Below are 20373 nucleotides of genomic sequence, written 5' to 3'. Positions count from 1 at the left end.
GGCCGAATGGACCCTGAAACAAGTTCAGGGTGACGGGGTGGGAAGGGGAGAGGTCACTTGGCCTTTGTGCTCGCGTCCGGCTCGGCGCTTGCTTGTCCCGAGCTTTTCGAAGGACCGCTCACGAACCGCGCCATCTGTTCTTCCAGCACTTTGGCGAGGCCTATGGCGCCGCTGTCGGCGGCAGCGTCGGCGAAGTGTTCCTGCTGCAGCTGGCGGAAGGTGTCCATGCCCTGACCGCCCGAGATGTCGCCCGCGCCGCCATCGCCCGAGAAGCTGGTCTTGCGCGCGGCGCCCAGCATTTCGCGCAGGAACACGGCCTCGAACTGCTTGGCGACGGTGTGCAGCTTTTCGCGGTCGGTCTGGTCGGCCTTGACGGTCATGCCCGGCGCGGTGGGGAGGATGCCGCTCATATGATCACCATTTCCGCCTTGAGCGCGCCTGCCTGTTTCAGCGCTTCCAGAATCGCCACCAGATCGGATGGAGTGACGCCCAGCATGTTCAGCGCGTCGACCACTTTGGACAGCGATGCGCCGCCCCTGAACAGCGCGACCGCGCGGTTTTCCTCCTCTACCGAGACGTTGGAGCGGTTCTCCACGGCGGTGCGGCCGTTGCTGAACGGGCCGGGCTGGGACACGCGGTCGTTCTCCTCGACCCGGACGGTCAGCTTGCCGTGGCTGATGGCGGCGGGCGAGAGGCGCACGGCGGAGTTGATGACGACGGTGCCGGTGCGGCTGTTGACGATGACGCGGGCGGCGGTTTCCGCAGGGTTCACGTCGATCATCTCGATCGCGGCCATCATGCTGGCGCGGCTGTCGGGGTCGCCCGGCAGGCGCAGCGCCAGAGTGACGCCGTCCTCCACCGTGGCGATGCCGGGCACACGGCTGTTGATGGCGTCGCGCACGCGCGCGGCGGTGAGGAAATCAGCCACGAACAGGTTCCAGCGCAGGGTATCGCCCGCGTCGAAGCCGGTGGCGACGGCGCGTTCGACGCTGGCCCCTTCGGCGATGCGGCCAACCGTGGGGATGTTGACGGTAACCTTGGAGCCGTCCTTGCCTGATGCATCCAGCCCACCGACGGCAAGGTTGCCCTGCGCCATGGCATAGATCTGGCCGTCCGCGCCGTAGAGCGGCGTCAGGATCAGCGCGCCGCCACGCAGGGACTTGGCCTTGCCGATGGTGGAGACGGTGACGTCGATGCGCTGGCCGGGCTTGGCGAAGGCGGGGAGGTCGGCGGTGATCATCACCGCGGCGGCATTCTTCAGCCCCGGCGCGATGCCCGGCGGCAGGGTCAGGCCCATGCGGCCCGAAACGCCCTTCATCGCCTGCGTCACGTATTCAAGGTTGTCGTCGCCGGTGCCGGGCAGGCCCACCACCACGCCGTAGCCGGTGAGTTGGTTGGTGCGCACCCCTTGGAACTGGCCGAGATCGCGGACGCGCTCGGCGTGAGCCGGGCTGGAGAGCGCGGTGAGGAGCAGAGCCACGAAGGCGAGCAATCGGGAAAGGCGGATGGGCGTGCTCATCAGAAAGGCGAGATCCTGTTGAAGAAGCGCCCCAGCCAGCCCTGTTTGCTGGCGGTCTGCAGCGCGCCCTTGCCGGTGTATTCGATGCGGGCGTCGGCCACGCGGTCGGACGCGATGCGGTTTTCCTGATCGATGTCCACCAGCCGCACGATGCCGGAAAAACGCACCCATTCGTCGCCCTGGCTGATGAGCATCCGCTTTTCGCCCCGCACCAGCGCGGTGCCGTTGGCGCGCACTTCGGCGATCGTCACCGACAGGGTGCTGTCGAGCGAGGAAGTCTGCGCCGCGCTGCCCTGTCCGTTGAACGACGAATTGGAGCCGGCCTTCAGGGCATCGGCGTTCAGCAACTTCGAGATGATGCCCCGCGTCGGCGGGGTGACGCCCAGCGAGCCGCTCTTGCCGCTCTTGGAGCTGACCGACTTCGACGCACTGGTGCTTTCCACCAGCAGGATCGTTAGCGGATCGCCGACGCGCGCTGCGCGGGTGCCCTGATAGAGCGCCGCATAGCCGCCCGATGCCGCGAAGATGCTGCCGCTGGCCGCAACGGGCGCGACCGGGGTGGCGATGGGCAGCGTCGGCTCGAAGCCCGAGGGGCGCGGTTCCTTCTTGGCCAGTGCGGGCACCGGCGACACGGACAGCACCGCGATCGCGGCGGTTCCTGCCGCGAGACGCAGCTTGGGGCGCAGTCTGGAACGAAGGTGCCGCGACATCATGGTCACAGCGTCTGGTTGGCGTTGCGTAGCATCTCGTCCACGGCGGAGATCATCTTGGAATTGATCTCGTAGGCGCGCTGCGTCTCGATCATGTCGACCAGTTCCTCCACCACGTTGACGTTGGAGGCTTCCAGCATGCCCTGCCGGATATGGCCGCGGCCCTGATCGCCGGCGATGCCGATCTGCGCGGGGCCGCTGCCTGCCGTTTCCATCATGAAGTTGTCGCTGGCCGCACGCAGCGCCACCGGGTTGGTGAAACTGGCGATGGTGATCTGCCCCAGCTGCGTCGGCTCCGACTGCCCGGCCAGCTGGGCCGAGACGGTGCCGTCGTCCGAGACGGTGATGGAGGTCGCGCCTTCGGGCACGGTGATGCCCGGCTGCACCGGATAGCCCTGCGAGGTCACCAGCTGGCCCTCCGCCGTGCGGCTGAAGTTGCCCGCCCGGGTATAGCCCAGCTGGCCGCCCGGCATCTGCACCTGAAAGTATCCGTCGCCGTCGAGCGCAAGGTCGAAGGCATTGCCGGTGGTCTGCAGCGACCCCTGCGTCTCCATGCGCGTGGTGGACTGGACCGAAACGCCGGTGCCCAGGTTCAGCCCGGTGGCATAGACGGTCTCAGAGGAGGACTGGGCGCCCGCCACGCGTGCGTCCTGATAGGCCAGCGTCGCGAAGTTGGCGCGGTCGCGCTTGAACGAGGTGGTGGATACGTTCGCCAGATTGTTGGCGATCACGCGCATGCGCGTATCCTGTGCCTCAAGCCCGGTGCGGGCGACCTGAAGAGCGGAACTGGGCATGGTTCAAAATCCTCTGTGTGTCAGGTTCAGCGACCGGGTTCAGCCACAAAAATCAGCCATCAAGGCGCATCAGCCGCGCGCCGGCTTCGTCGAGATCGCCTGCGGTCTTCACCAGCTTGGTGCGCATGTCGAAAAGCCGCTGCGCCGCGATCATTTCGGTTAATACCTCGGAAGGGTTGACGTTGGACTGCTCCAGCGCTCCGGGAATCACCTGAGCATTCTCGTCCACCGGCAGGACGCCGCCGTTCGGCACGCGGAACTGCCCGGCGATGTCCTTGGCGATCTGCGTGCCGGTGGTGCTGACCAGCTTGAGCTTGTCCAGCACCTGCGGCGCGGCGTCGGGCGTGGCGGGGTCCTGCACCAGCACGCCGCCGTCGGGGCCGATCGTCACCTTGGAGCCGGGCGGCACGGTGATCGGGCCGGACTGGCCGATCACCGGCAGCCCGTCGCCGTTCTGCAGCACGCCGGTGACCGTGACCGAAAGGTCGCCGCGTCGGGTGTAGCTTTCCTGCCCGTCCATCGCCTGCACCGCCAGCATGCCATCGCCCTGCATCGCCACGTCGAGCGGGTAGTTCGTGCGGGTCAGGCTGCCCGCCTTCATTGACGCGCCCGACACTTCGGTGCTGGACAGTGCGCGCACTTCCAGCTGCGGGCCTTCGAGCGTGGTGGGCGTTGCCTGCAGGATTTCCGCCTTGAACCCTACGGTCTGCGCGTTCGCCATGTTGCTGGCAATCACGCGCTCGCGATTCATCGAGGCGTTCACGCCCGAGACGGCGGTGTAGATGAGGCGGTCCATGCGGTGTCCTTGGCGGCGCCGAATATGGGCGAAGGCAGTATGAGGGAGGGCGGCGTCGCGCCCTCCCGCTACGATCAGGTGCGCAAGTTGATGACGGTCTGCGAGATCTGCGTGGCGGTGTCGATCGCCTTGGCATTGGCCTGGAAGTACCGCTGGGCGCTGATCAGATCGACCAGTTCCTCGGCGATATCGACGTTCGAGCGCTCCAGCTGGCCCGAATTGATCGGCCCGAACGCGCCCGAACCCGGCGCGCCGAAGCTGGCTGCGCCCGACTTGCCGGTGACCTTCCAGCTGGAATCGCCAACCTGCTTCAGCCCGTTGGGCGAGGTGAAGTTGGCCAGCGCCACGGTGCCGACATTGGTGCTGGTGCCGTCGTCATACGAAGCCACGACCTGCCCGGCCTGATCGATCGTCACGCTGGCGAGGGTCGAGTTGGCGGCGTTCTTCGGGGCGACCAGCGCGTCCTGATGCGCGGCGGTGTTGACGGTGCCGTTGACGTTCGGGAAGATCTGCAGGCGGCCACCCTCGGCATTCTTGATGTAGCCGGCGTCGTCGATCGAGAACGAACCGTTGCGTGTGAACTGGGTCTGGCCCGATCCCGGCGAAACGGTGGCGAAGAACCCTTCCCCCCCGATCGCCAGATCAAGCGCATTGCCGGTCTGCTCGATCGCGCCGGACGTGAAGTTCTGCTTGATCTCGGCCACGCGCGACCCGATCCCGACGCTGAGGGCGGGGTCGGTGACGACCGAGGACGAGATGATGTCGGCGAACTGCGTGGTGCTCTTCTTGAAGCCGTTGGTCTCGGCGTTGGCGATGTTGTGCGAGATGACGTTGAGGTCGGTCTGCGCGTTCTTCAGGCCGGTGAGCGAGGTGTAATAGGACATGGGGGTTCTCCGAAAAAGTAAGGTCAGGCAGTAGGTTTCTGAGAGGCGGCGAGCTTGGCGATGGCGTCGGCCGTGGCGTTCTGGGCCGAGACGACGGAGTCCAGCTTCTTGGCGATGGTCTCCAGCGTCTCGCCGCTCTTGGTGCTGCTCGCCAGCGACGAGAACTGCGCCATCTGGGCCAGCATCTCGTTGTTGTCGGTCGGGTTGGTCGGGTCCTGTTGTTTCAGCTGGGCCGTCATCAGCTTGATGAAGTCCCCGGAATCGAGGTCGGCGAGCGAATTCTTGGCCTTTGCTGCCGGGGCAGCGGGCGCGGTCGAGGTCATGGGATTGACGGTCATTTCATCCTCAGGGTGTCGAGCATCAGCTGCTTGGCGGTGGACAGGGCCTCGACCATGTTCTGGTACTGGCGCGAGGCTTCGAGCATCTCGACCATCTCCGCGTTCTCATCGACGGGAGCGGCCCAGACGTCGCCGTTGGCATCGGCCAGCGGGTGATCGGGGTTGTGCTGGCGCACGGCGGCGGCCTTTTCGCGCACGACGCCCGCAACCTTGACCGAGGCCAGGCCGCTGGCCCGGTCGAGGTCTTCGGAAAAGACCGCGCGGATCGGCTTATAGGCGCCGTCCTCCGTGGCGGAGATAGAGCCAGCATTGGCCAGGTTCGACGCCGCCGCGTTCATCCGCACCAGCTGCGCCGACATGCCCTTCTGGGCGACGCCGAACAGGTTCATCGGGCTGCTCATGGCTTATTCGCCCCGCAGCGCACGCTTGACGGTGTCGACCCGCCCGCGAATGAAATCGAGCGTGGCCGAATAGCCGACGGCGTTTTCCGAGAAGGCCAGCTGCTCGTTCTGCAGCTCCACCGTGTTGCCATCGAGCGAAGGCATCACCGGCACGCGGTACAGTTCCGCGCCTTTGCTGGCCTTGTCCACGCTGGCGCCGTTGTCGGCGGCGCGGATGGCGGCGGAAAAGTCGATGTCCTTCGCCTTGTAGCCGGGGGTGCCGGCATTGGCGATGTTGGACGCGATCAGGCCCATGCGCTGCGATCGCAGTTCAAGCGCCTTGCCGTGTATTCCGAACAGGTCTTGCGACATGGGTGTGATGGTCCCGAAAACGATTGTGCCGAAGGTTTGGGCCACCTTTCGCAAAGGGTGTGCCAAATGCTGCGGGCGGCTTGCGGCGGGCCCCGTGCACGTCTGGCAGCAGCGGAAACCGGCAAACCTTTGCCGCCCACCGGCAAATGCGCGCTGCCGCCTGAAATTGCCGCCGCGCCGCCGTTCTGGTTCTCAAAAGGAGGATTTGTCCGGATGCTCTTCCAGAACCTGTTCGACCCCCTCGGCGCGGCCATCGTCGTGGGGGGAACCTGCCTTGCCACGCTTTTGCGCTGCGGCCTGGGGGACACCCGCGCGGCATTGGGCGCGGCGGGGCGGCTGCTGCGTCCGCGCTTCAGGGCAGCGCGTGCGCGCGCCGAACTGGCGGTGCAGGTGCAGGAGATCCAGCAGGACGGCGTCATCCGCGCCGCCCCGCACCATGTCGGCGACGCCGAGATCGACGACGTTACCGATGCGCTGATCGGCTCGCGCTCGATAGAGGCACTGCAGGACGCGCACATCGCGCACAAGCGGCGGCGGCAGGGCGAAAGCCGCCGTGCCATCCGCACGTTCGATCAGGCGGCGGAGCTTTCGCCGGTGTTCGGGCTGGCGGGCACGCTGGTGTCGCTGACGCGGCTGCCGGCCGATCCGGGCGCGGCCTCGGACTTTACCGGGGCGATTTCGATGGCGGTGCTGACCACGCTCTATGGGCTGCTGCTGGGCAACCTCCTGTTCGCACCGATAGGCCGGATGATCCTGCGCCGCTCCGTGGCGGAGGAGCGGGAACGCCAGCGCGTGCTCGACTGGCTGGAGCGGCAGGTGGCGGGCGCGCTGCCGCATACCGCGGGGCCTGCCGCAGTGCAGGCGACGGGGCACAGGCGGTGAAGGGCGGGGCGTTCGGCTGGCAGACCTCGCTGGCGGACCTGTCGTTGATCCTGTTCATGCTGGCCGCCGCCGCGCTGCATGACAAGCCGAAGGAGCGGGCGGAACGACCCCGCGCCTCTCCACAGTCAGAGCCGCTGGCGGTCTACGATGCCGCTCCCGATGCGCCTCCGCTGGGGGCCTGGCTGGACCAGCAGGCGGTCGATCCGCGCCAGCAACTGACCATCACCGCCCGCTATGGACCCGCGCCCGGCGCGCGCGAAGCGGCGCTGCGCGAAGCGGCGCGGCTGCTGGCGCAGGCCGGGCAGGCCGGGCGCGCGGCGCGGGTGGTGGTGGAGCCGGGGGTGGGGCCGGCGCGGGTGGCGCTGGCGTATGACACGCCAGATGGCACGCCTCTTGCTCGATAGCCTGCCCGCGCATCCCGCGCCTTGGAGGTACCATCGTACATGCCCGCAGGTCTGCTCTTGCTTGCTGCCGCCGTGTCTTCTCAGTTCGCCGACCTCGACGCCATAGACCGGCAGGTTGCCGCCTTCACGGGGGCGCAGGTGGGTCAGCCGGGCGGCGCGGCGACGCCGGTGGACCGCCGCCTGCGCCTTCAGGCCTGCCGAACCGGCATGGCGCTGTCGTGGCGAACCCCTGCGCAGGACGCGGTTGTCGTCCAGTGCGGCGATGCGGGCGGGTGGCGGATCTTCGTGCCGGTGCGCAGCGCGGGCGGGGCGGGCGCAGCGGGTCAGGCAGCGGGTCAGGCTGGGCCGATCGCGGTCGCGCGCGGCGATGCGGTGTCGATCGCGGTGCAGGGGGAAGGCTTCACCGTATCGCAGCCGGGAGAGGCGATGGAATCCGGCCCCGTCGGTGGCTGGATCAAGGTGCGCGCCGTCACCGGCAACATCGCGCGCGGCGACATGATGCGCGCGCGGATCGAACGGCCCGGACTGGTTACGCTGCCGATGCCGTAGTCTGGTGGCGGATTACTCCGCCACGGCCTTTCCGGCTTCCTTGGCCGCTTCCTCGATGGCCCTTTCCTCTGCCGCGCGCTCCTTGGCGTCGCGGCTTTCGGTGAACCACATCAGCAGCAGCGTACCTTCGAACAGCAGCAGCAGCGGAATGGCCAGCAACAGCTGCGAGACGACATCGGGCGGGGTGGCGACGGCGGCGATGATGAAGATCCCGACGATGGCATAGCGCCGCGCCTGAACGCATTGCTGCCGCGTCACCATTCCCGCGCGGTTCAGCAGCATGAGCAGCACCGGCAGCAGGAAGCTGATGCCGAAAGCCAGAATGAACTGCATCACCAGCGCCAGATAGTCTCCGGTGCCGGGCAACGCCTCCAGCTTGAGGCCGCCCTTCTGCCCTTCGAATGTGAGGAAGAAGTGGAACGCGGTGGGCATCACCACGTAGTACGCCAGCGCCGCACCCATCGTGAACAGCACGGGGGTGGCGATCAGGAAGGGCAGGAACGCCTTCTTTTCCTTGGCGTAGAGGCCGGGGGCGACGAATTGCCAGATCTGGTTGGCGATCACCGGGAAGCTGACGAAGAAGGCCGCGAACATCGCGATCTTCACTTCGACGAAGAACGCCTCGTAGAGCTTGGTGTAGATCAGCTTGCCCTGACCGGGCGGAAACGCCTCGGTCAGCGGACGGACCAGGAACGAGAAGATGTCGCCCGCGAAGTAGAAGCACACCGCAAAGGCGACCCCGAACGCCAGGAATGCCCGCATCAGGCGTCCGCGCAGTTCGATCAGGTGATCGAGCAGCGGCGCCTGCGTGTCGTCGATGTCGGAGATGCGGAAGGGTTGCATGGGGATCGACTCAGGCCGGATTCTATGGCGGTGGCGGGGGCAGGTGCATTTCCGCCTGCCGGGGTTCTTCGGACTTCTTCACAGCGGTGTCAGGCTCGGGTTCGGCTGACGGAACTTCGGCAGTTCCGGCATCCGCCCCGGTGGCCGCTTCTGCAGCGGGAGGCTGCATGTCGTCCGCCGTGGGGTTCATGGAGGGCAGCTGCGGGCTGGCCTTCATGATCGCCTCGTTCTGCTCGCGCCATTTGCGTTCCATCTCTTCCAGTTCGGCTTCGCGCACCATGGCGTCGATGCCGGACCGGAAGTGATTGGACATCTTGCGCATCTTGCCGATCCAGCGACCGGCCGTGCGCAAGGCCATCGGCATGTCCTTTGGACCGATGACGACGACCGCCACGATGACGATCAGAAACAGCTCGGATGCGCCGACGTCGAACATCCCCGATCAGGCCCCGTTTCTCAGACCTGCTCGTTCTTGGTTTCGGGGGTCGGAGCCGCAGTGGTCGTCGGCGCGGGATCGGCCTGCTGCGAGGGGATCTGCGCGGCGGGCGGCGGCGGGGTGGTGGTCCCCTGCGCCTTCTTGGCCTCTTCCTCGTTCATGCCGTCCTTGAAGCTCTTGATGCCCTTGCCGAAGTCACCCATGATTTCCGACACGCGGCCGCGTCCGAACAGCACGAGCACGATCACGAGAACGATCAGCCAGTGCCAGATCGAGAAGCTACCCATAACCTCAACTCCAAAAGCGCGGTCGATTTCGACCGGTCACGATTCCAAACCGTACTGGGGGCCATGTAGGCGCTTTGACGGCAAGTTGCCAGCCCGTCATGGTTGTGTCTCTTGTTCGTCAGGCGTCAGTCATCATCGGCTGCGGGCGCGGTTTTCGCAATGCCCGACGCGGCGCCGATCACTTCGTCATCCACAGGATCGAGCAGGCCCGCCGCGCGCAGGTCGTCCACTCCGGGCAGTTCGCGCAGGGACGTCAGCCCGAAATGGTCGAGGAAGCTGGGCGTCGTGGCGTAGATCACCGGGCGGCCTGGCACCTCGCGCCGTCCGATCACGCGCACCCAGCCCGCCTCCATCAGCACGTCGAGCGTGCCCCTGGCGGTCTGCACGCCGCGGATCGCCTCGATCTCGGCGCGGCTGACAGGTTCGTGGTAGGCGACGATGGCCAGTACTTCGGTGGCCGCGCGCGACAGGCGGCGCAGGTCTTCCTTCTCGCGCCGCAGCAGGTGGGCAAGGTCGGGGGCGGTCTCGAAATGCCAGCGTTCGCCGCGCTCCACCAGATGGATACCGCGCCCTTCGTAGTGGCACACCAGGTCGGCAAGGGCGGTGCGGACATCGCCCGCCCCGTCCGTCACGCCGAGATGGGCCGCCACCTGATCGGCGGACAGCGGCTGTTCGGAGGCGAACAGCGTCGCCTCTACCGCACGGGTGAGATCGCGGGCGGCCTGAACCTCGGGCGTCATGATTTCACCCCGCGCAGCCGCAGCGGCCCGTAAGTCCTGTCCTGTGCCAGTTCGGCCTTGCCGGTGCGCGCCAGTTCCAGCGCCGCCACGAAACTGGAAGCGAGGGCGGACCGGCGCAGTTGCGGGTTGGCCCAGCTGTCGCGTGCGGGCGGCAGGAAATCGCGCAGTTCCATCCACTCGATCGTCACGCCCAGCATCGACGCGACGCGGCTGATCGCGGTGTCCAGCGTCATCACCATGCGTTCGCGCACCATGTGCACCACCGGCTGCGAGCGCACCTTGATGTCGCCGTATGCCCGCACGAGGTCGAACCATTCGCACTGCCAGCGCGACTTGCGGTCGATCCGCAGGCCTTCCGGCACGCCGCGCGCGAAAACGTCGCGGCCCAGCCGGTCACGCGCCATCAGCCGGGCGGCGGCTTCGCGCATGGCACCCAGCCGCTGCAGGCGCAGTTGCAGGCGCAGGGCCATTTCCTCGGGGCTGGGGTCTTCCTGCTCCTCACGCGGGAGCAGCAGCGCGGACTTGAGGTAGGCCAGCCACGCCGCCATCACCAGATAGTCCGCCGCCAGTTCCAGCCGCAGCGCCTCCGCCTCCTCGATGTAGGTCAGGTAGGCGTCGACCAGTTCCAGGATCGAGATGCGCAGCAGGTCCACCTTCTGCCGCCGCGCCAGATCCAGCAGCAGGTCGAGCGGACCTTCCCAACCCTCGATCTCCAGATAGAGCTTGTCGGCGTTCGCCGCTTCCGCGCCGCCTTCCGGCCCGTCATCGGCGTTCCAGTCATCGAACAGCGATGGCGCGTTGGCCATGTCAGGCGACCCGCAGCGCCAGCAGGGCGTCGCGCCGGGCGAGCAGGTCGGCGTGGTCCGCCGCCTCTATGACGGTGCCGGTTGCGGCCAGCGCGTGATCAAGGCGGGCGGCGGCCTCTGCGCCGATTTCGGGTACGGCATTGGCGATACCGACCATGTCGTCCATCTTCGCCCAGCAGTTGAGTGCGATGTCGCAGCCTGCCGCGATCGCCTGCGCGGCGTGTTCGGGCACGCTGCCCGACAGTGCCTGCATATCGAGGTCGTCGGTCATCAGCAGGCCGGAGAAACCGATGCCGTCCCGGATCACGTCGCGCACCACGGTGGGCGAGAGGGTGGCCGGCAGTTCGCCATCCCAGGCGGTGTAGCGGACATGCGCGGTCATGCCGATGCGCGCTTCATCAGGCCGCGCCGCCAGAGCGCGGAACGGCGCAAGGTCCAGCTCCAGTTCCTGCGCCGACGCGGTGACGGTGGGCAGTTCCTTGTGACTGTCCGCCAGCGCGCGGCCATGCCCCGGCATGTGCTTGATGCAGCCTGCCACGCCTGCGCGGCCCAGCCCGTCAAGGATGGCGCGGCCCAGCGCGGCCACCTTCATCGGTTCGCCGCCCAGCGCGCGGTCGCCGGTGATGTCGTGCGCGCCGGGGTGGCGCAGGTCCAGCGGCGGGTGCAGGTCCACCGTGATCCCCGCCTCAGCCAGATCCAGCCCCAGCGCATGGGCGTTGAGGCGCGCTGCCTCCATCGCGCTGGCGGGGGCAAGGTCATAGAGCCTGTCGAACGCCTCGCCCGGCGGATAGGCGGTCCAGACCGGCGGCTTCATCCGCGCCACGCGCCCGCCTTCCTGGTCGATGCAGATCAGCAGGTGCTCGCGCCCGTGCAGCGCGCGCAGATCGTCGGTCAGGGCGCGCAGCTGCTCGCGGCTTTCGATGTTGCGGCGGAACAGGACATAACCTGCCGGATCGGCATCGCGGAAGAACGCGCGCTCTTCGTCGGACAGGGTCAGGCCGGACAGGCCGAAGATTGACGGAACCATGTGGCGGAGGTCGCAGAATTAGGGGGATTTCGCAAGAATGGCCGGGGCTGGGGGTGTGGATGGCCCTTCGACAAGCTCAGGGTGAGCGGATGCAGAGTGAGCCGCCACACCGCTCAGGCTGAGCCTGTCGAAGCCCTCTCGGCCTACGCCCGCTTGCGGCCTACGCCCGCTTGCGGCCTACGCCGCGCTTGCGGCCTGCGCCTGTGGCGGCCATATCTCTCCCATGACCCGCCACTTCGGTTCCGCCCCTTCCGCCGCCGAGTTCGAGCAGCTTGCCCATGCCGCCTTCGCGCGCATTCCCGAACCGTTCGCCGGGCACCTTCGCGGCATCACCGTCCACATCGAGGATTTCGCCGACGCGGAAACCCTGTCGGACATGGGGATCGAGGATGCGTGGGAACTGACCGGGCTGTACCACGGGCGTTCGATGGACCACGATACGATCTGGGCGTCGGGCGAACTGCCGCCGCGCATCACGCTCTACCGCCAGCCGCTGCTGGCCGAATGGTGCGAGACGGATGTGACGCTGGAAGACCTCGTCACCCATGTGGTGATCCACGAGGTCGGCCATCACTTCGGCCTTTCCGACGACGACATGCACGCGCTGGAAGATCAGGCGCGATAGTTTTCTGCGCGCCCGTTTGCCAAGATTGCCCTTGGTTTGTCACGATCCGTTGCGATAGAGCGGCGCCATGACCTCCCCCCGCCCCCTTCGCGCGCCTCTTCGCGCCCCCGTTCGCACGTTGCCGCTTGTCGCTCTTGCCTTCACCGCCGCCTGCGCCGCTCCGCAGGCCAGCCGCCAGACGGCTCCCGTCGCGGCGGTCTCCCCGGTCGAAGTCGGCATCATCGCCATCAACGACTTCCACGGCGCGCTGGAGCCGCCCAAGGCTTCGGTTGATGCGCCGGGCCCGGACGGCAAGCCGATCGCGGTGCCGGCAGGCGGCGGCGCGTGGCTGGCCTCGGCGGTGGACTCGATCAAGGCGAAGCACCCCAACAACGTCGTCGTCGCGGCGGGCGACCTCACCAGCGCATCGCAGCTGGCGTCCTCGCTCCACCTCGATGAACCGGCGGTGGGCGTGATGAACCGCATCGGGCTGGAATTCAACGCGGTGGGCAATCACGAATTCGATCGTGGGCCGACCGAACTCCTGCGCCTCCAGAACGGCGGGTGCGAAAAGAACACGCGGCTTCAGCCCTGCCAGCTGGAACAGTTCAAGGGCGCGACGTACAAGTACCTTGCCGCCGCCACCTACAAGGCGGACGGCACCACGCTGTTCCCCGCCACCGGTCTCAAGACTTTCGGCAGCGGCGCGAACAGGGTGACGGTCGGCTTCGTCGGGCTTTCGCTGAAGACGGTGCCGCTGCTGGTGTCGCCAAACCAGCTCAAGGGCCTGACGTTCGGCGACGAGGCCGAGGCGATCAACCGTGCGATTCCCGTGCTGAAGGCCGAAGGCGCGGATGCCGTCGTCGTGCTGATCCACCAGGGCGGCACCACCACCGCGAAGGATCCCGATTCGTGCGAGGGCTTCACCGGCGATATCAAGCCGATCCTCGACCGGCTGAACCCCGGCGTCGATCTGGTCGTCTCGGGCCATACGCACTGGCAGTACGTGTGCCAGTACGGGCAGTCGGGCGATGGCTCTCCTATCCTGCTGACCAGCGGCGGCGTCTACGGCAAGCTGGTGACCGACATCACGCTGACCATCGACCCGGCCACGCACAAGGTCGTCGCCAAGAAGGCGCACAACGTCATCGTCCAGTCGCCCGGCTACGCCAGCGCGCGCGGCGACGTGCCGAACACCACTGCCTATCCGCAGTTCCAGCCGCGCGCCGACGTGGCGGAATATGTCGCGGGCTATGTAAAGGACGCGAAGGGCCTGATCGAGCGGCCCGTGGGCAAGTTATCCGGCCCCGCGGCCAAGGGCGGCAGCGAAGGCAACACCGGCGGCGACCTCGGCAACCTGATCGCGGATTCGCAGCTGGCGGGCGCGAAGCCGGCGGGATCGCAGATCGCTTTCACCAACCCCTTCGGCATCCGCGCGCCCATCGATCCGGCAGCGGACGGCACCGTCACGTTCGGGCAGGTCTACGCGGTGGAGCCGTTCAACAACGAGCTGGTGACGATGACCCTCACCGGCGAACAGGTGCGCGCGGTGATTGAGGACGGCCTTGACGACGACGGCGCCAAGCAGGTGCTCTCACCCTCGTCGGGCCTGAAGTTCACGTACGACATGCGCCGCCCCTCGCGCAGCCGCGTGGTGTCGCTGACGCTGAACGGCAAGCCGGTGGACCCAGCGGCGAAGTACCGCGTCACGGCGGTCAACTTCCTGGCCGAAGGCGGCGACGGTTTCGCCACCTTCAAGCAGGGCACCGACGTGGAGCGCGGCATGATCGACAACGAGGCTTTCCAGGAATGGCTGGCGGCGGTCCCGGTGCGGCAGGTGCCTAAGGAGAACCGCGCGGTCCGTCTGGACAAGTAAGCCGCCCTTTTCACCCTTGCACTTCGTCACCCTGAACTTGTTTAGCTGCGCTGGCCTTCGGCTCAGGGTCCATCGGGCGGTTGGTGCCGGAGTGCGGCGTCACCAGCGGCGCTGTCGGTTTGCTGTTCCACGCTTCGGGTGAGACTGCACAATGGACCCTGAAACAAGTTCAGGGTGACGGAGCGTGTGGGGATAGGTTGGACGCTCTGCGCGCCGGGCACGCCTGATCGGCCGCTGGCGAGTGCGGGCCTTACGCCAAGGGTAAGAACGCGGACGGGTGCGGCCGGCGTTGTTGGGTCACCGGCGTCAGGCGACAGTGCCGGGTGCTGCCTTCGGTTGCGAATGGTCGAAGGAGGGGCAGACCAGCTTAGGTCACTCTTCCGACACGGCCCTTCGGTGCGCGGGGATGATGGTGCGGGCTCGCGTCCTTGCCATCGACCCTGGGAGCATACTCCCGGTTCATCCGCGTATCCGGTGGTGTGGCTTTGTCCGGAATTCCACGACCGGACGCCGACCGCGTGCGAGGGAGAGGAACATCAGCTTCACGCCCTCGCCCCGCCGCTGCTGGAGCATATAACCTAATTGGTTATTTGTGTCAAGTGTGACTCACAGCACTTCCGCCACGCCCGCCAGACTGGCGCGCAGCTTGTCGATGGCCTGCGCTTTCAGCTGGTGGACGCGCGGGATCGAGACTTGCAGCACTTCGGCGATCTCCGCCAGGTTCAGTTCCTCCACGAAATAGAGCTGCACGATCAGCTTCAGCCGGTCGGGCAGGTCGGTGATGGCCTCTATCACCGCGCTGCGCATCTCGGCGTCGGCCAGCATCGCGAAGCTGTCGGGCGTTTCGGAGGCGAAGGCGGCGGACTGGTCTGAATAGACCTCGTCCATCGATTCGAAGCGCAGCGGCTGGCTGGCATCGCGCAGGGACACCAGTTCGCCTTCGTGCATCCCCATCGCCTTGGCCAGTTCGTCGGGCCGGGGGTCGCGGCCCAGCCAGCCGCGCAGCTGGGTTTCCTTGTCGGCCAGCATCCGGCGGCGTTCCGACGTGCCGCGCGATCCGGGGACGGAGCGGCGCACCAGATCCACCATCGCCCCGCGCACGCGCATCTTGGCATAGGCGGCAAAGCCGTCCTCGGTCGGCAGGTCGTGCTTCTGCGCGCATTCGGTCAGCGCGACGAGGCCCACCTGCACGAGGTCTTCCAGCTCGATGCCGGGCCGCCCCGTGCCATGGACGTGCCACGCCTGACGCTTCACCATCGGCAGGAACCGGCGGACACGGTCGGCCACGTCGCCGCGGTAGGCCCGGTGCGCGCCGCCGGAGTGGGAGAAGGACATCTGGTCGATATTCATGCGGCCATGCTTTCTTCGTCAGGCGCGGGAAGGCCGGGGGGCTGATGCGTGGGGGCGGCGGCGCCGATCACGTCGATCACCTCGATCGGCTGGGTCGCGGGCAGTTCGGAGATCGACAGCACAAGGCATCCCGGCGCGCGCAGGCGCAGCAGCGCGGCAAGGGCGCGGCGGGCGCGAGGCTGCACCACCAGCGCCAGCGGGATCGCGTGCGGTCCGCGCGCCTCGCCGATGGCGACGATGCGCTCGCCGATCATGCGGGCAAGGTCCGGCTCGATCACCGGCTGGCCGGTGGCGGGATCGACCATGCCCTGCACGATCGCGCCCTCCAGCCCGGCGTCCAGCGTCACCACCGGCAGCCGCTGCGTCGGCGGGCAGATGCGGCCCACGATCAGCGCGCCAAGGTCCGCGCGGACCAGTTCCACCAGCCGGTCATGCTCGATGGTCTGCTGCACCGCGCGCGACAGGCTGGCGAAGATCGGCACCAGATGGGCGATGGGGATGTAATCCTCCAGCAGCGCGCGCAGCAGGCGGGTGACGGCGGCAAGGCTGAGCGGCTGGGGCGTCACCGTCTCCACCAGCCCGGCGGAGTGCTCCTTCAGCGCCTCTATCAGCGCGCGGACCTGATCGGGGCCGAGCAGATCCTGCGGGCGCGCGGCCAGCAGCTGGTTGAGGTGGGTGGCGATGACGGTGCCGGGATCGACGGTCAGGAACCCGTCCGCCGTCGCCTGATCGCGCGCGGCAGGGTCTATCCACATCGCCGGGCAGCCGAAGCTGGGATCGAGGCAGGTCTCGCCGCGCAGGGCGCTGCCCGGGCGCGCCTCTCCGGCGTCGATGGCCAGCACCTTTTCCGCGCGCACCATCGCCCCGCCAAGGTTCACGCCGCCCAGCACGATGCGGTATTCGTGCGGCGGCATGTCCAGCGCATCGCGCACACGGAACTGGGGCACGATGAAGCCGAAGCTCTGGCTCAGCTGCTTGCGCACGCCCGTCACGCGGCTGACCAGCGGGGCGCCGCGCCGCTCGTCCACCAGCTGGACAAGGCCATAGCCCAGCTCGATGGTGACAAGCGTGTGGTCGGACACGTCCTCCAGCGCGATCTTCGACGGGTCGGGCGCGGCTTCGGGCAGTTCCTCGACCACGGGGGTCATCAGCGCCTTGTCGGCGCGCTTCTTCAGGCCGTGCCACAGCCAGAACGCCATGGCCGATGCGGGCAGGAAGATCGACTGCGGCATCGCCGGGATCACGCCGATGGCGGCCAGCACCACGCCTACCGGCAGCCAGGTTCCGGGCGCGGCGAACTGGCCGCCGATCTGCCCGGCAAGGCCGCGGCTGTCCGACACGCGCGTGACGATGATAGCGGCGGCGATTGACAGCAGCAGCGCGGGCACCTGCGCCACCAGCGCATCGCCGATGGCCAGCGTGATGTAGGTCTGCGCGGCTTGCGAAGCGGACAGGCCGTGGCTGATCATGCCAAGGCAGAACCCCGCGACGATGTTGACCCCCAGGATCAGCAGCGCGGCGATGGCGTCGCCCTTCACGAACTTGGACGAACCGTCCATCGACCCGTAGAAGTCGGCCTCGGTCGCCACTTCGCGGCGGCGGGCCTTGGCTTCCTCGGCGGTCATCAGCCCGGCGGCAAGGTCGGCGTCGATGGCCATCTGCTTGCCGGGCAGTGCGTCCAGCGTGAAGCGCGCGGACACTTCGGATACGCGGCCCGCGCCCTTGGTGACGACCACCAGGTTGATGATCATCAGGATCAGGAACACGAAGATCCCGACCGCGAAGTTGCCGCCGATCAGGAAGGCGCCGAAGCTCTCGATCACCTTGCCCGCCGCCGCCTCGCCCTCGTGCCCGTGGACCAGCACGACGCGGGTGGAGGCGACGTTGAGCGCCAGCCGCAGCAACGTGGCGAACAGCAGGACGGAAGGGAAGGCGGAGAAGTCCAGCGGCTTTTCCGCGTTCATCGCCGCCATCAGCACCGCCACCGACAGCGCGATGTTCAGCACGAACGAGACGTCCAGCACGATCGCCGGAACCGGCACGATCATCAGGCAGATGAGGACGAGGATGCCCGCCGGAAGCGCCATCGCCTGCGGGTTGCCGAAGCGTGACAGCAAACTCACAGGCCCATTCTCGACAGCTTGGCATAAGCGGCGCGGACATGGGCGGGGGCGGATGCGCTGTTGCCCCCGAAGGCGGAAGCCAGCGTTTCGGACATGGAGCGGGCTGCCTGAGGATGCTGGGGGGCGGCTTGCGGCGCGGCGGCGTGGAATTCGCGGGCGAGGGGACCGGCGTGCGCATCCAGACCCGCCGTCTGATACCCTATGTGCGGAGCGGGCCAGTCGTAGCTGGCGCCCGGCTGGTAGCCGCCCTCCATCGCGCCCTGCACCTTGTCGCGGATCAGCGCCATCACCCCGCCGAGCGAGCGCGGCGCGCCGCCTGCGAAGAAGATGCCGCGATTGGCGGCGGCGGCCTTGGGCAGCAGGGCAGGCGCGCTCTGGGTGGAATCGGCGGCCAGCGCCTCAAGGAACCTGCCCGCGCCCGCCGAGCCGAGGAAGTGGGCGAGGTACAGCTCCGCCGCATCGGGCTCGCGCCCCAGCCGCGCGGTCAGGTCGGCGCGGTTGTCGGCGGCAAGATGCCCGGCCATCAGCGCCGACACCTGCGGATCGTAGCGCATCGCCATCACCTGCGCGCGGCCGGTGGGCGTCGCCAGCGCATCGTTGACCCAGCCCATGCCGTGCTCGGCCCCGTGGCGGCCCATCGTGGCGGTCCAGGTGCCGGAGGTGAACTGGTACAGCCCCGCCGCGCTGGAGGTGGCGGCGCGGGCGGAGGGGTTCAGGCTGGATTCGATCTTGGCCTGGGCCAGCAGGTAGTTGAAATCGACCCCGGTGGCCTCGGCGGCTTTGGCGATGGCATCGCGCACTTGCGTGCCCGCCGCTGCCAGCGTGCTGAGGCCACTGAGAACTCGTCCGTCGCTCAAAACAGGTGCTCCCGGCAAGGAAAGGTTGCCGGGAGGGTTTCAGCAAGAGGCGTGCCAGAGAGGTGTCAAGGCCCGGTTCAGCGCCCCACCATGGAAGCGTAGCCCTTGGGTATCCGGTACAGCTGCGGGCTGCCGGTCAGCGCGTTGAGGCGGCGTGAGACATTGGCGGCGATGATGTTGCGCACCTGCCGGTTCACCTCGTTCAGCCGCCGCGCGGCGTCGAGCATGGAGCGGCAGTCGTCGTCCAGTTCCGGCTCGGCAAGGGTCTCGCCGAAGTGTTCCAGCGTGCCGCACAGGCGGTCCTTGTCGCGCGTGGTGCCGACGATCGCGTCAAGGTCCAGCCCGGCAAGCGCCTGCCGTTCCTGCTCCAGAACGGCAAGCATCTGCCGCAGCGCCTCGTGCAGAGAGGACGCCATCAGCGGGGCGTCCGCAGCAACATGCCCGCCGCGATCATGGCGTCGGCGATCTTCGCCGGGACCAGCGGATAGCTGCCCGATTCCACCGCCTGCCGGATCATCGCCACGCGGTCGGTGTCGACCGGCGCCTGGCCCGCCTGCAGCGCCTGCGTGGTCTCGACCGAAGGCATGGCCGAAACCGCCGTGTTGGGCGCGGTCTTTGCGACCGCCAGATTCGTGTCACCGCCCGACACGCGGGCCAGCCTGCTTTCGATTGCGCCTAGGCGCTGCGCAGACCCCACTTCGATTGGTGGCATTTCGCCGCTCCTTGAGAATGTCCTGATGCCCAGAACGGCACGGGCGGCAGGCTTTAAAGGGGAGCGGCAGATTTTTGCCGGGCGGCAAGATGGCGATGCCGATGGGTGTTGTCCGAGGGCGCGGCGCAGCGCCGCGAAATGAACGGACATTCTGGAAACGCCCCCTTTCGGACACTCGGGTTCGGCCCGTTTGCAGTCAATAATACTAGGTACCGCGATGGCTTTCTTCACTGTAGGCGGATAAAGATAGCCTAGAGTACATATTTTACCTTAGGTATTTTCTTAAGGGCGCTTCGTAGCCTCAGTTCCGATTTTTTAGCAATCTCTCGATTTGCTGCTAAATGCTGTCGAACAATATCGGCCTTCAGCAAAATAACTATAAGCAACTCATGTAAATGTAACCGCCCACCCCCTCTACCTTCCCCTTGCAGCAGCGCCTTACGGAGGTGAATTGGTGTGCAGTTTTCCAAGTCTTGAACGTCTTTATCAGCAATTTCAAAAGTGAGGTCGTGGGCGATCTTATTTCGAAGGCCACTTATCTTACGAACTGGAATTACCAGTTCGTCTGGCAATAGAGCCATTGCTACAACTAAATCGAGACGTTGGCTGAAGCCCATTCTCGACACTGAGATAGCCTCAGGCTTCGCAAGCGCTTCCTTAAGAAGTTGAGCCACCACGTGTTCGAAGTATAGATGTGCTTGGATAAGTTGCTGCCAGCGATCTCCACTTTGCACCTTTTCTATGAAGTCATCATGGTTGAAGCAGAACACTTGATGACGCTCCATTATAATATCGTCAGGTGTTGATAGGAGTTCAAGCTCCTCAGAAGATGGGTTCCAAGTGTCGTTCACTGTTCCCTCGCAGCGGCAGTTGTACACCTCATGCAAATACCTGTCTCTAACCCACCCTTATCGAATGCCATAGACTGTAACCGTCGGGAGATGAGGGGGTGGTATCGAGGAGCTTGCTTATCAACCGTCCGCTTTCTACCGAGGCTGTGTGAGAACGCGTTGTTTGTTTTTGATTAGCAGGCGCACGTAGGCTCCTTGGGTTCAGCCTCTCATCGCCACGATCATCTTCGGGG

26 protein-coding genes are annotated in these 20373 nt (G+C 66.9%); 5 read left to right on the top strand and 21 right to left on the bottom strand.

The window, feature by feature from the left end:
* Positions 1–53: 53 nt before the first annotated feature.
* The 9 genes from GGR40_RS07685 to flgB all read right to left on the bottom strand — a co-directional run bounded on the left by GGR40_RS07685 (position 54) and on the right by flgB (position 5793).
* Positions 54–410, bottom strand: coding sequence for a rod-binding protein (locus tag GGR40_RS07685; protein WP_429275638.1), 357 nt, complete (start codon positions 408–410; stop codon positions 54–56).
* A complete protein-coding gene (locus GGR40_RS07680; protein WP_429275637.1) occupies positions 407–1519 on the bottom strand; it encodes a flagellar basal body P-ring protein FlgI in 1113 nt (370 codons plus the stop codon). Before GGR40_RS07680 ends, GGR40_RS07685 begins: the two co-directional genes overlap by 4 nt.
* A complete protein-coding gene (locus tag GGR40_RS07675) occupies positions 1519–2232 on the bottom strand; it encodes a flagellar basal body L-ring protein FlgH (RefSeq protein ID WP_429275636.1) in 714 nt (237 codons plus the stop codon). The genes GGR40_RS07680 and GGR40_RS07675 overlap by 1 nt, the downstream gene beginning before the upstream one ends.
* 2 nt (positions 2233–2234) lie before the next feature.
* A complete protein-coding gene (gene flgG, locus GGR40_RS07670; RefSeq protein ID WP_429275635.1) occupies positions 2235–3023 on the bottom strand; it encodes a flagellar basal-body rod protein FlgG in 789 nt (262 codons plus the stop codon).
* A 52-nt stretch (positions 3024–3075) separates the two neighbouring features.
* Positions 3076–3819: a flagellar basal body rod protein FlgF gene (locus GGR40_RS07665; RefSeq protein ID WP_429275634.1), complete on the bottom strand. Its 744-nt coding sequence runs from the start codon at positions 3817–3819 to the stop codon at positions 3076–3078.
* Positions 3820–3893: 74 nt separating this feature from the next.
* Positions 3894–4703 carry a flagellar hook-basal body protein gene (locus GGR40_RS07660; protein ID WP_429275633.1) on the bottom strand — a complete coding sequence of 270 codons (810 nt, stop codon included), beginning with the start codon at positions 4701–4703 and terminating at the stop codon, positions 3894–3896.
* 23 nt (positions 4704–4726) lie between these two features.
* Positions 4727–5041, bottom strand: coding sequence for a flagellar hook assembly protein FlgD (locus GGR40_RS07655; RefSeq protein ID WP_429275632.1), 315 nt, complete (start codon positions 5039–5041; stop codon positions 4727–4729).
* Entirely contained in the window at positions 5038–5442 is a 405-nt protein-coding gene (gene flgC / locus GGR40_RS07650; protein ID WP_429275631.1) for a flagellar basal body rod protein FlgC, read from the bottom strand. Before flgC ends, GGR40_RS07655 begins: the two co-directional genes overlap by 4 nt.
* Positions 5443–5445: 3 nt before the next feature.
* Positions 5446–5793, bottom strand: a complete 348-nt coding sequence (gene flgB / locus GGR40_RS07645) for a flagellar basal body rod protein FlgB (protein ID WP_429275630.1) — start codon at positions 5791–5793, stop codon at positions 5446–5448.
* A 213-nt stretch (positions 5794–6006) separates the two neighbouring features.
* On the opposite strand from flgB, the gene GGR40_RS07640 reads away from it, so the two are divergent.
* From GGR40_RS07640 to GGR40_RS07630, 3 genes are all read left to right on the top strand, one after another.
* Positions 6007–6675 carry a MotA/TolQ/ExbB proton channel family protein gene (locus GGR40_RS07640; protein ID WP_429275629.1) on the top strand — a complete coding sequence of 223 codons (669 nt, stop codon included), beginning with the start codon at positions 6007–6009 and terminating at the stop codon, positions 6673–6675.
* Positions 6672–7079 (top strand): hypothetical protein, encoded by a 408-nt coding sequence (locus tag GGR40_RS07635; protein WP_429275628.1) that lies wholly within the window; start codon positions 6672–6674, stop codon positions 7077–7079. The genes GGR40_RS07640 and GGR40_RS07635 overlap by 4 nt, the downstream gene beginning before the upstream one ends.
* A 72-nt stretch (positions 7080–7151) precedes the next feature.
* A complete protein-coding gene (locus GGR40_RS07630; RefSeq protein ID WP_429275627.1) occupies positions 7152–7628 on the top strand; it encodes a flagella basal body P-ring formation protein FlgA in 477 nt (158 codons plus the stop codon).
* 12 nt (positions 7629–7640) lie between these two features.
* On the opposite strand, the gene tatC is transcribed toward GGR40_RS07630, so the two are convergent.
* From tatC to nagZ, 6 genes are all read right to left on the bottom strand, one after another.
* Positions 7641–8471 carry a twin-arginine translocase subunit TatC gene (gene tatC / locus GGR40_RS07625; protein ID WP_429275626.1) on the bottom strand — a complete coding sequence of 277 codons (831 nt, stop codon included), beginning with the start codon at positions 8469–8471 and terminating at the stop codon, positions 7641–7643.
* A gap of 22 nt (positions 8472–8493) precedes the next feature.
* The gene (gene tatB / locus GGR40_RS07620) at positions 8494–8907 is read right to left on the bottom strand and encodes a Sec-independent protein translocase protein TatB (RefSeq protein WP_429275625.1); all 414 of its coding nucleotides are present in this window, start codon (positions 8905–8907) and stop codon (positions 8494–8496) included.
* A 20-nt stretch (positions 8908–8927) separates the two neighbouring features.
* Positions 8928–9194 carry a twin-arginine translocase TatA/TatE family subunit gene (locus GGR40_RS07615; protein ID WP_429275624.1) on the bottom strand — a complete coding sequence of 89 codons (267 nt, stop codon included), beginning with the start codon at positions 9192–9194 and terminating at the stop codon, positions 8928–8930.
* A 125-nt stretch (positions 9195–9319) separates the two neighbouring features.
* The gene (scpB, locus tag GGR40_RS07610; protein WP_429275623.1) at positions 9320–9934 is read right to left on the bottom strand and encodes an SMC-Scp complex subunit ScpB; all 615 of its coding nucleotides are present in this window, start codon (positions 9932–9934) and stop codon (positions 9320–9322) included.
* Complete coding sequence (locus tag GGR40_RS07605; protein ID WP_429275622.1) at positions 9931–10740, bottom strand: segregation and condensation protein A; 810 nt, start codon at positions 10738–10740, stop codon at positions 9931–9933. The genes scpB and GGR40_RS07605 overlap by 4 nt, the downstream gene beginning before the upstream one ends.
* 1 nt (position 10741) lies before the next feature.
* Positions 10742–11767, bottom strand: coding sequence for a beta-N-acetylhexosaminidase (gene nagZ / locus GGR40_RS07600; RefSeq protein ID WP_429275621.1), 1026 nt, complete (start codon positions 11765–11767; stop codon positions 10742–10744).
* 223 nt (positions 11768–11990) lie between these two features.
* Here nagZ and GGR40_RS07595 point away from each other — a divergent pair, with 223 nt between their 5' ends.
* Both GGR40_RS07595 and GGR40_RS07590 read left to right on the top strand, forming a co-directional pair.
* The gene (locus GGR40_RS07595) at positions 11991–12392 is read left to right on the top strand and encodes a metallopeptidase family protein (RefSeq protein ID WP_429275620.1); all 402 of its coding nucleotides are present in this window, start codon (positions 11991–11993) and stop codon (positions 12390–12392) included.
* 67 nt (positions 12393–12459) lie between these two features.
* Complete coding sequence (locus tag GGR40_RS07590; protein WP_429275619.1) at positions 12460–14247, top strand: bifunctional metallophosphatase/5'-nucleotidase; 1788 nt, start codon at positions 12460–12462, stop codon at positions 14245–14247.
* Positions 14248–14853: 606 nt separating this feature from the next.
* On the opposite strand, the gene GGR40_RS07585 is transcribed toward GGR40_RS07590, so the two are convergent.
* The 6 genes from GGR40_RS07585 to GGR40_RS07560 form a co-directional block, all read right to left on the bottom strand.
* Positions 14854–15597 carry a sigma-70 family RNA polymerase sigma factor gene (locus tag GGR40_RS07585; RefSeq protein ID WP_429275618.1) on the bottom strand — a complete coding sequence of 248 codons (744 nt, stop codon included), beginning with the start codon at positions 15595–15597 and terminating at the stop codon, positions 14854–14856.
* Positions 15594–17720: a flagellar biosynthesis protein FlhA gene (locus tag GGR40_RS07580; RefSeq protein ID WP_429275617.1), complete on the bottom strand. Its 2127-nt coding sequence runs from the start codon at positions 17718–17720 to the stop codon at positions 15594–15596. The genes GGR40_RS07585 and GGR40_RS07580 overlap by 4 nt, the downstream gene beginning before the upstream one ends.
* Positions 17717–18577: a transglycosylase SLT domain-containing protein gene (locus tag GGR40_RS07575; RefSeq protein ID WP_429275616.1), complete on the bottom strand. Its 861-nt coding sequence runs from the start codon at positions 18575–18577 to the stop codon at positions 17717–17719. The genes GGR40_RS07580 and GGR40_RS07575 overlap by 4 nt, the downstream gene beginning before the upstream one ends.
* Positions 18578–18654: 77 nt before the next feature.
* Complete coding sequence (locus GGR40_RS07570; RefSeq protein ID WP_429275615.1) at positions 18655–18993, bottom strand: flagellar protein FlgN; 339 nt, start codon at positions 18991–18993, stop codon at positions 18655–18657.
* Positions 18993–19289 (bottom strand): flagellar biosynthesis anti-sigma factor FlgM, encoded by a 297-nt coding sequence (flgM, locus tag GGR40_RS07565; RefSeq protein ID WP_429275614.1) that lies wholly within the window; start codon positions 19287–19289, stop codon positions 18993–18995. Before flgM ends, GGR40_RS07570 begins: the two co-directional genes overlap by 1 nt.
* A gap of 251 nt (positions 19290–19540) precedes the next feature.
* A complete protein-coding gene (locus tag GGR40_RS07560) occupies positions 19541–20140 on the bottom strand; it encodes a hypothetical protein (protein WP_429275613.1) in 600 nt (199 codons plus the stop codon).
* Between the last annotated feature and the right edge of the window lie 233 nt (positions 20141–20373).

This window comes from Novosphingobium gossypii (genome assembly GCF_050433305.1).
Classification (GTDB): domain Bacteria; phylum Pseudomonadota; class Alphaproteobacteria; order Sphingomonadales; family Sphingomonadaceae; genus Novosphingobium; species Novosphingobium gossypii.
The sequence above is the reverse complement of the archived record's forward strand: the minus strand, read 5'-3'. Positions and strand labels throughout refer to the sequence as shown.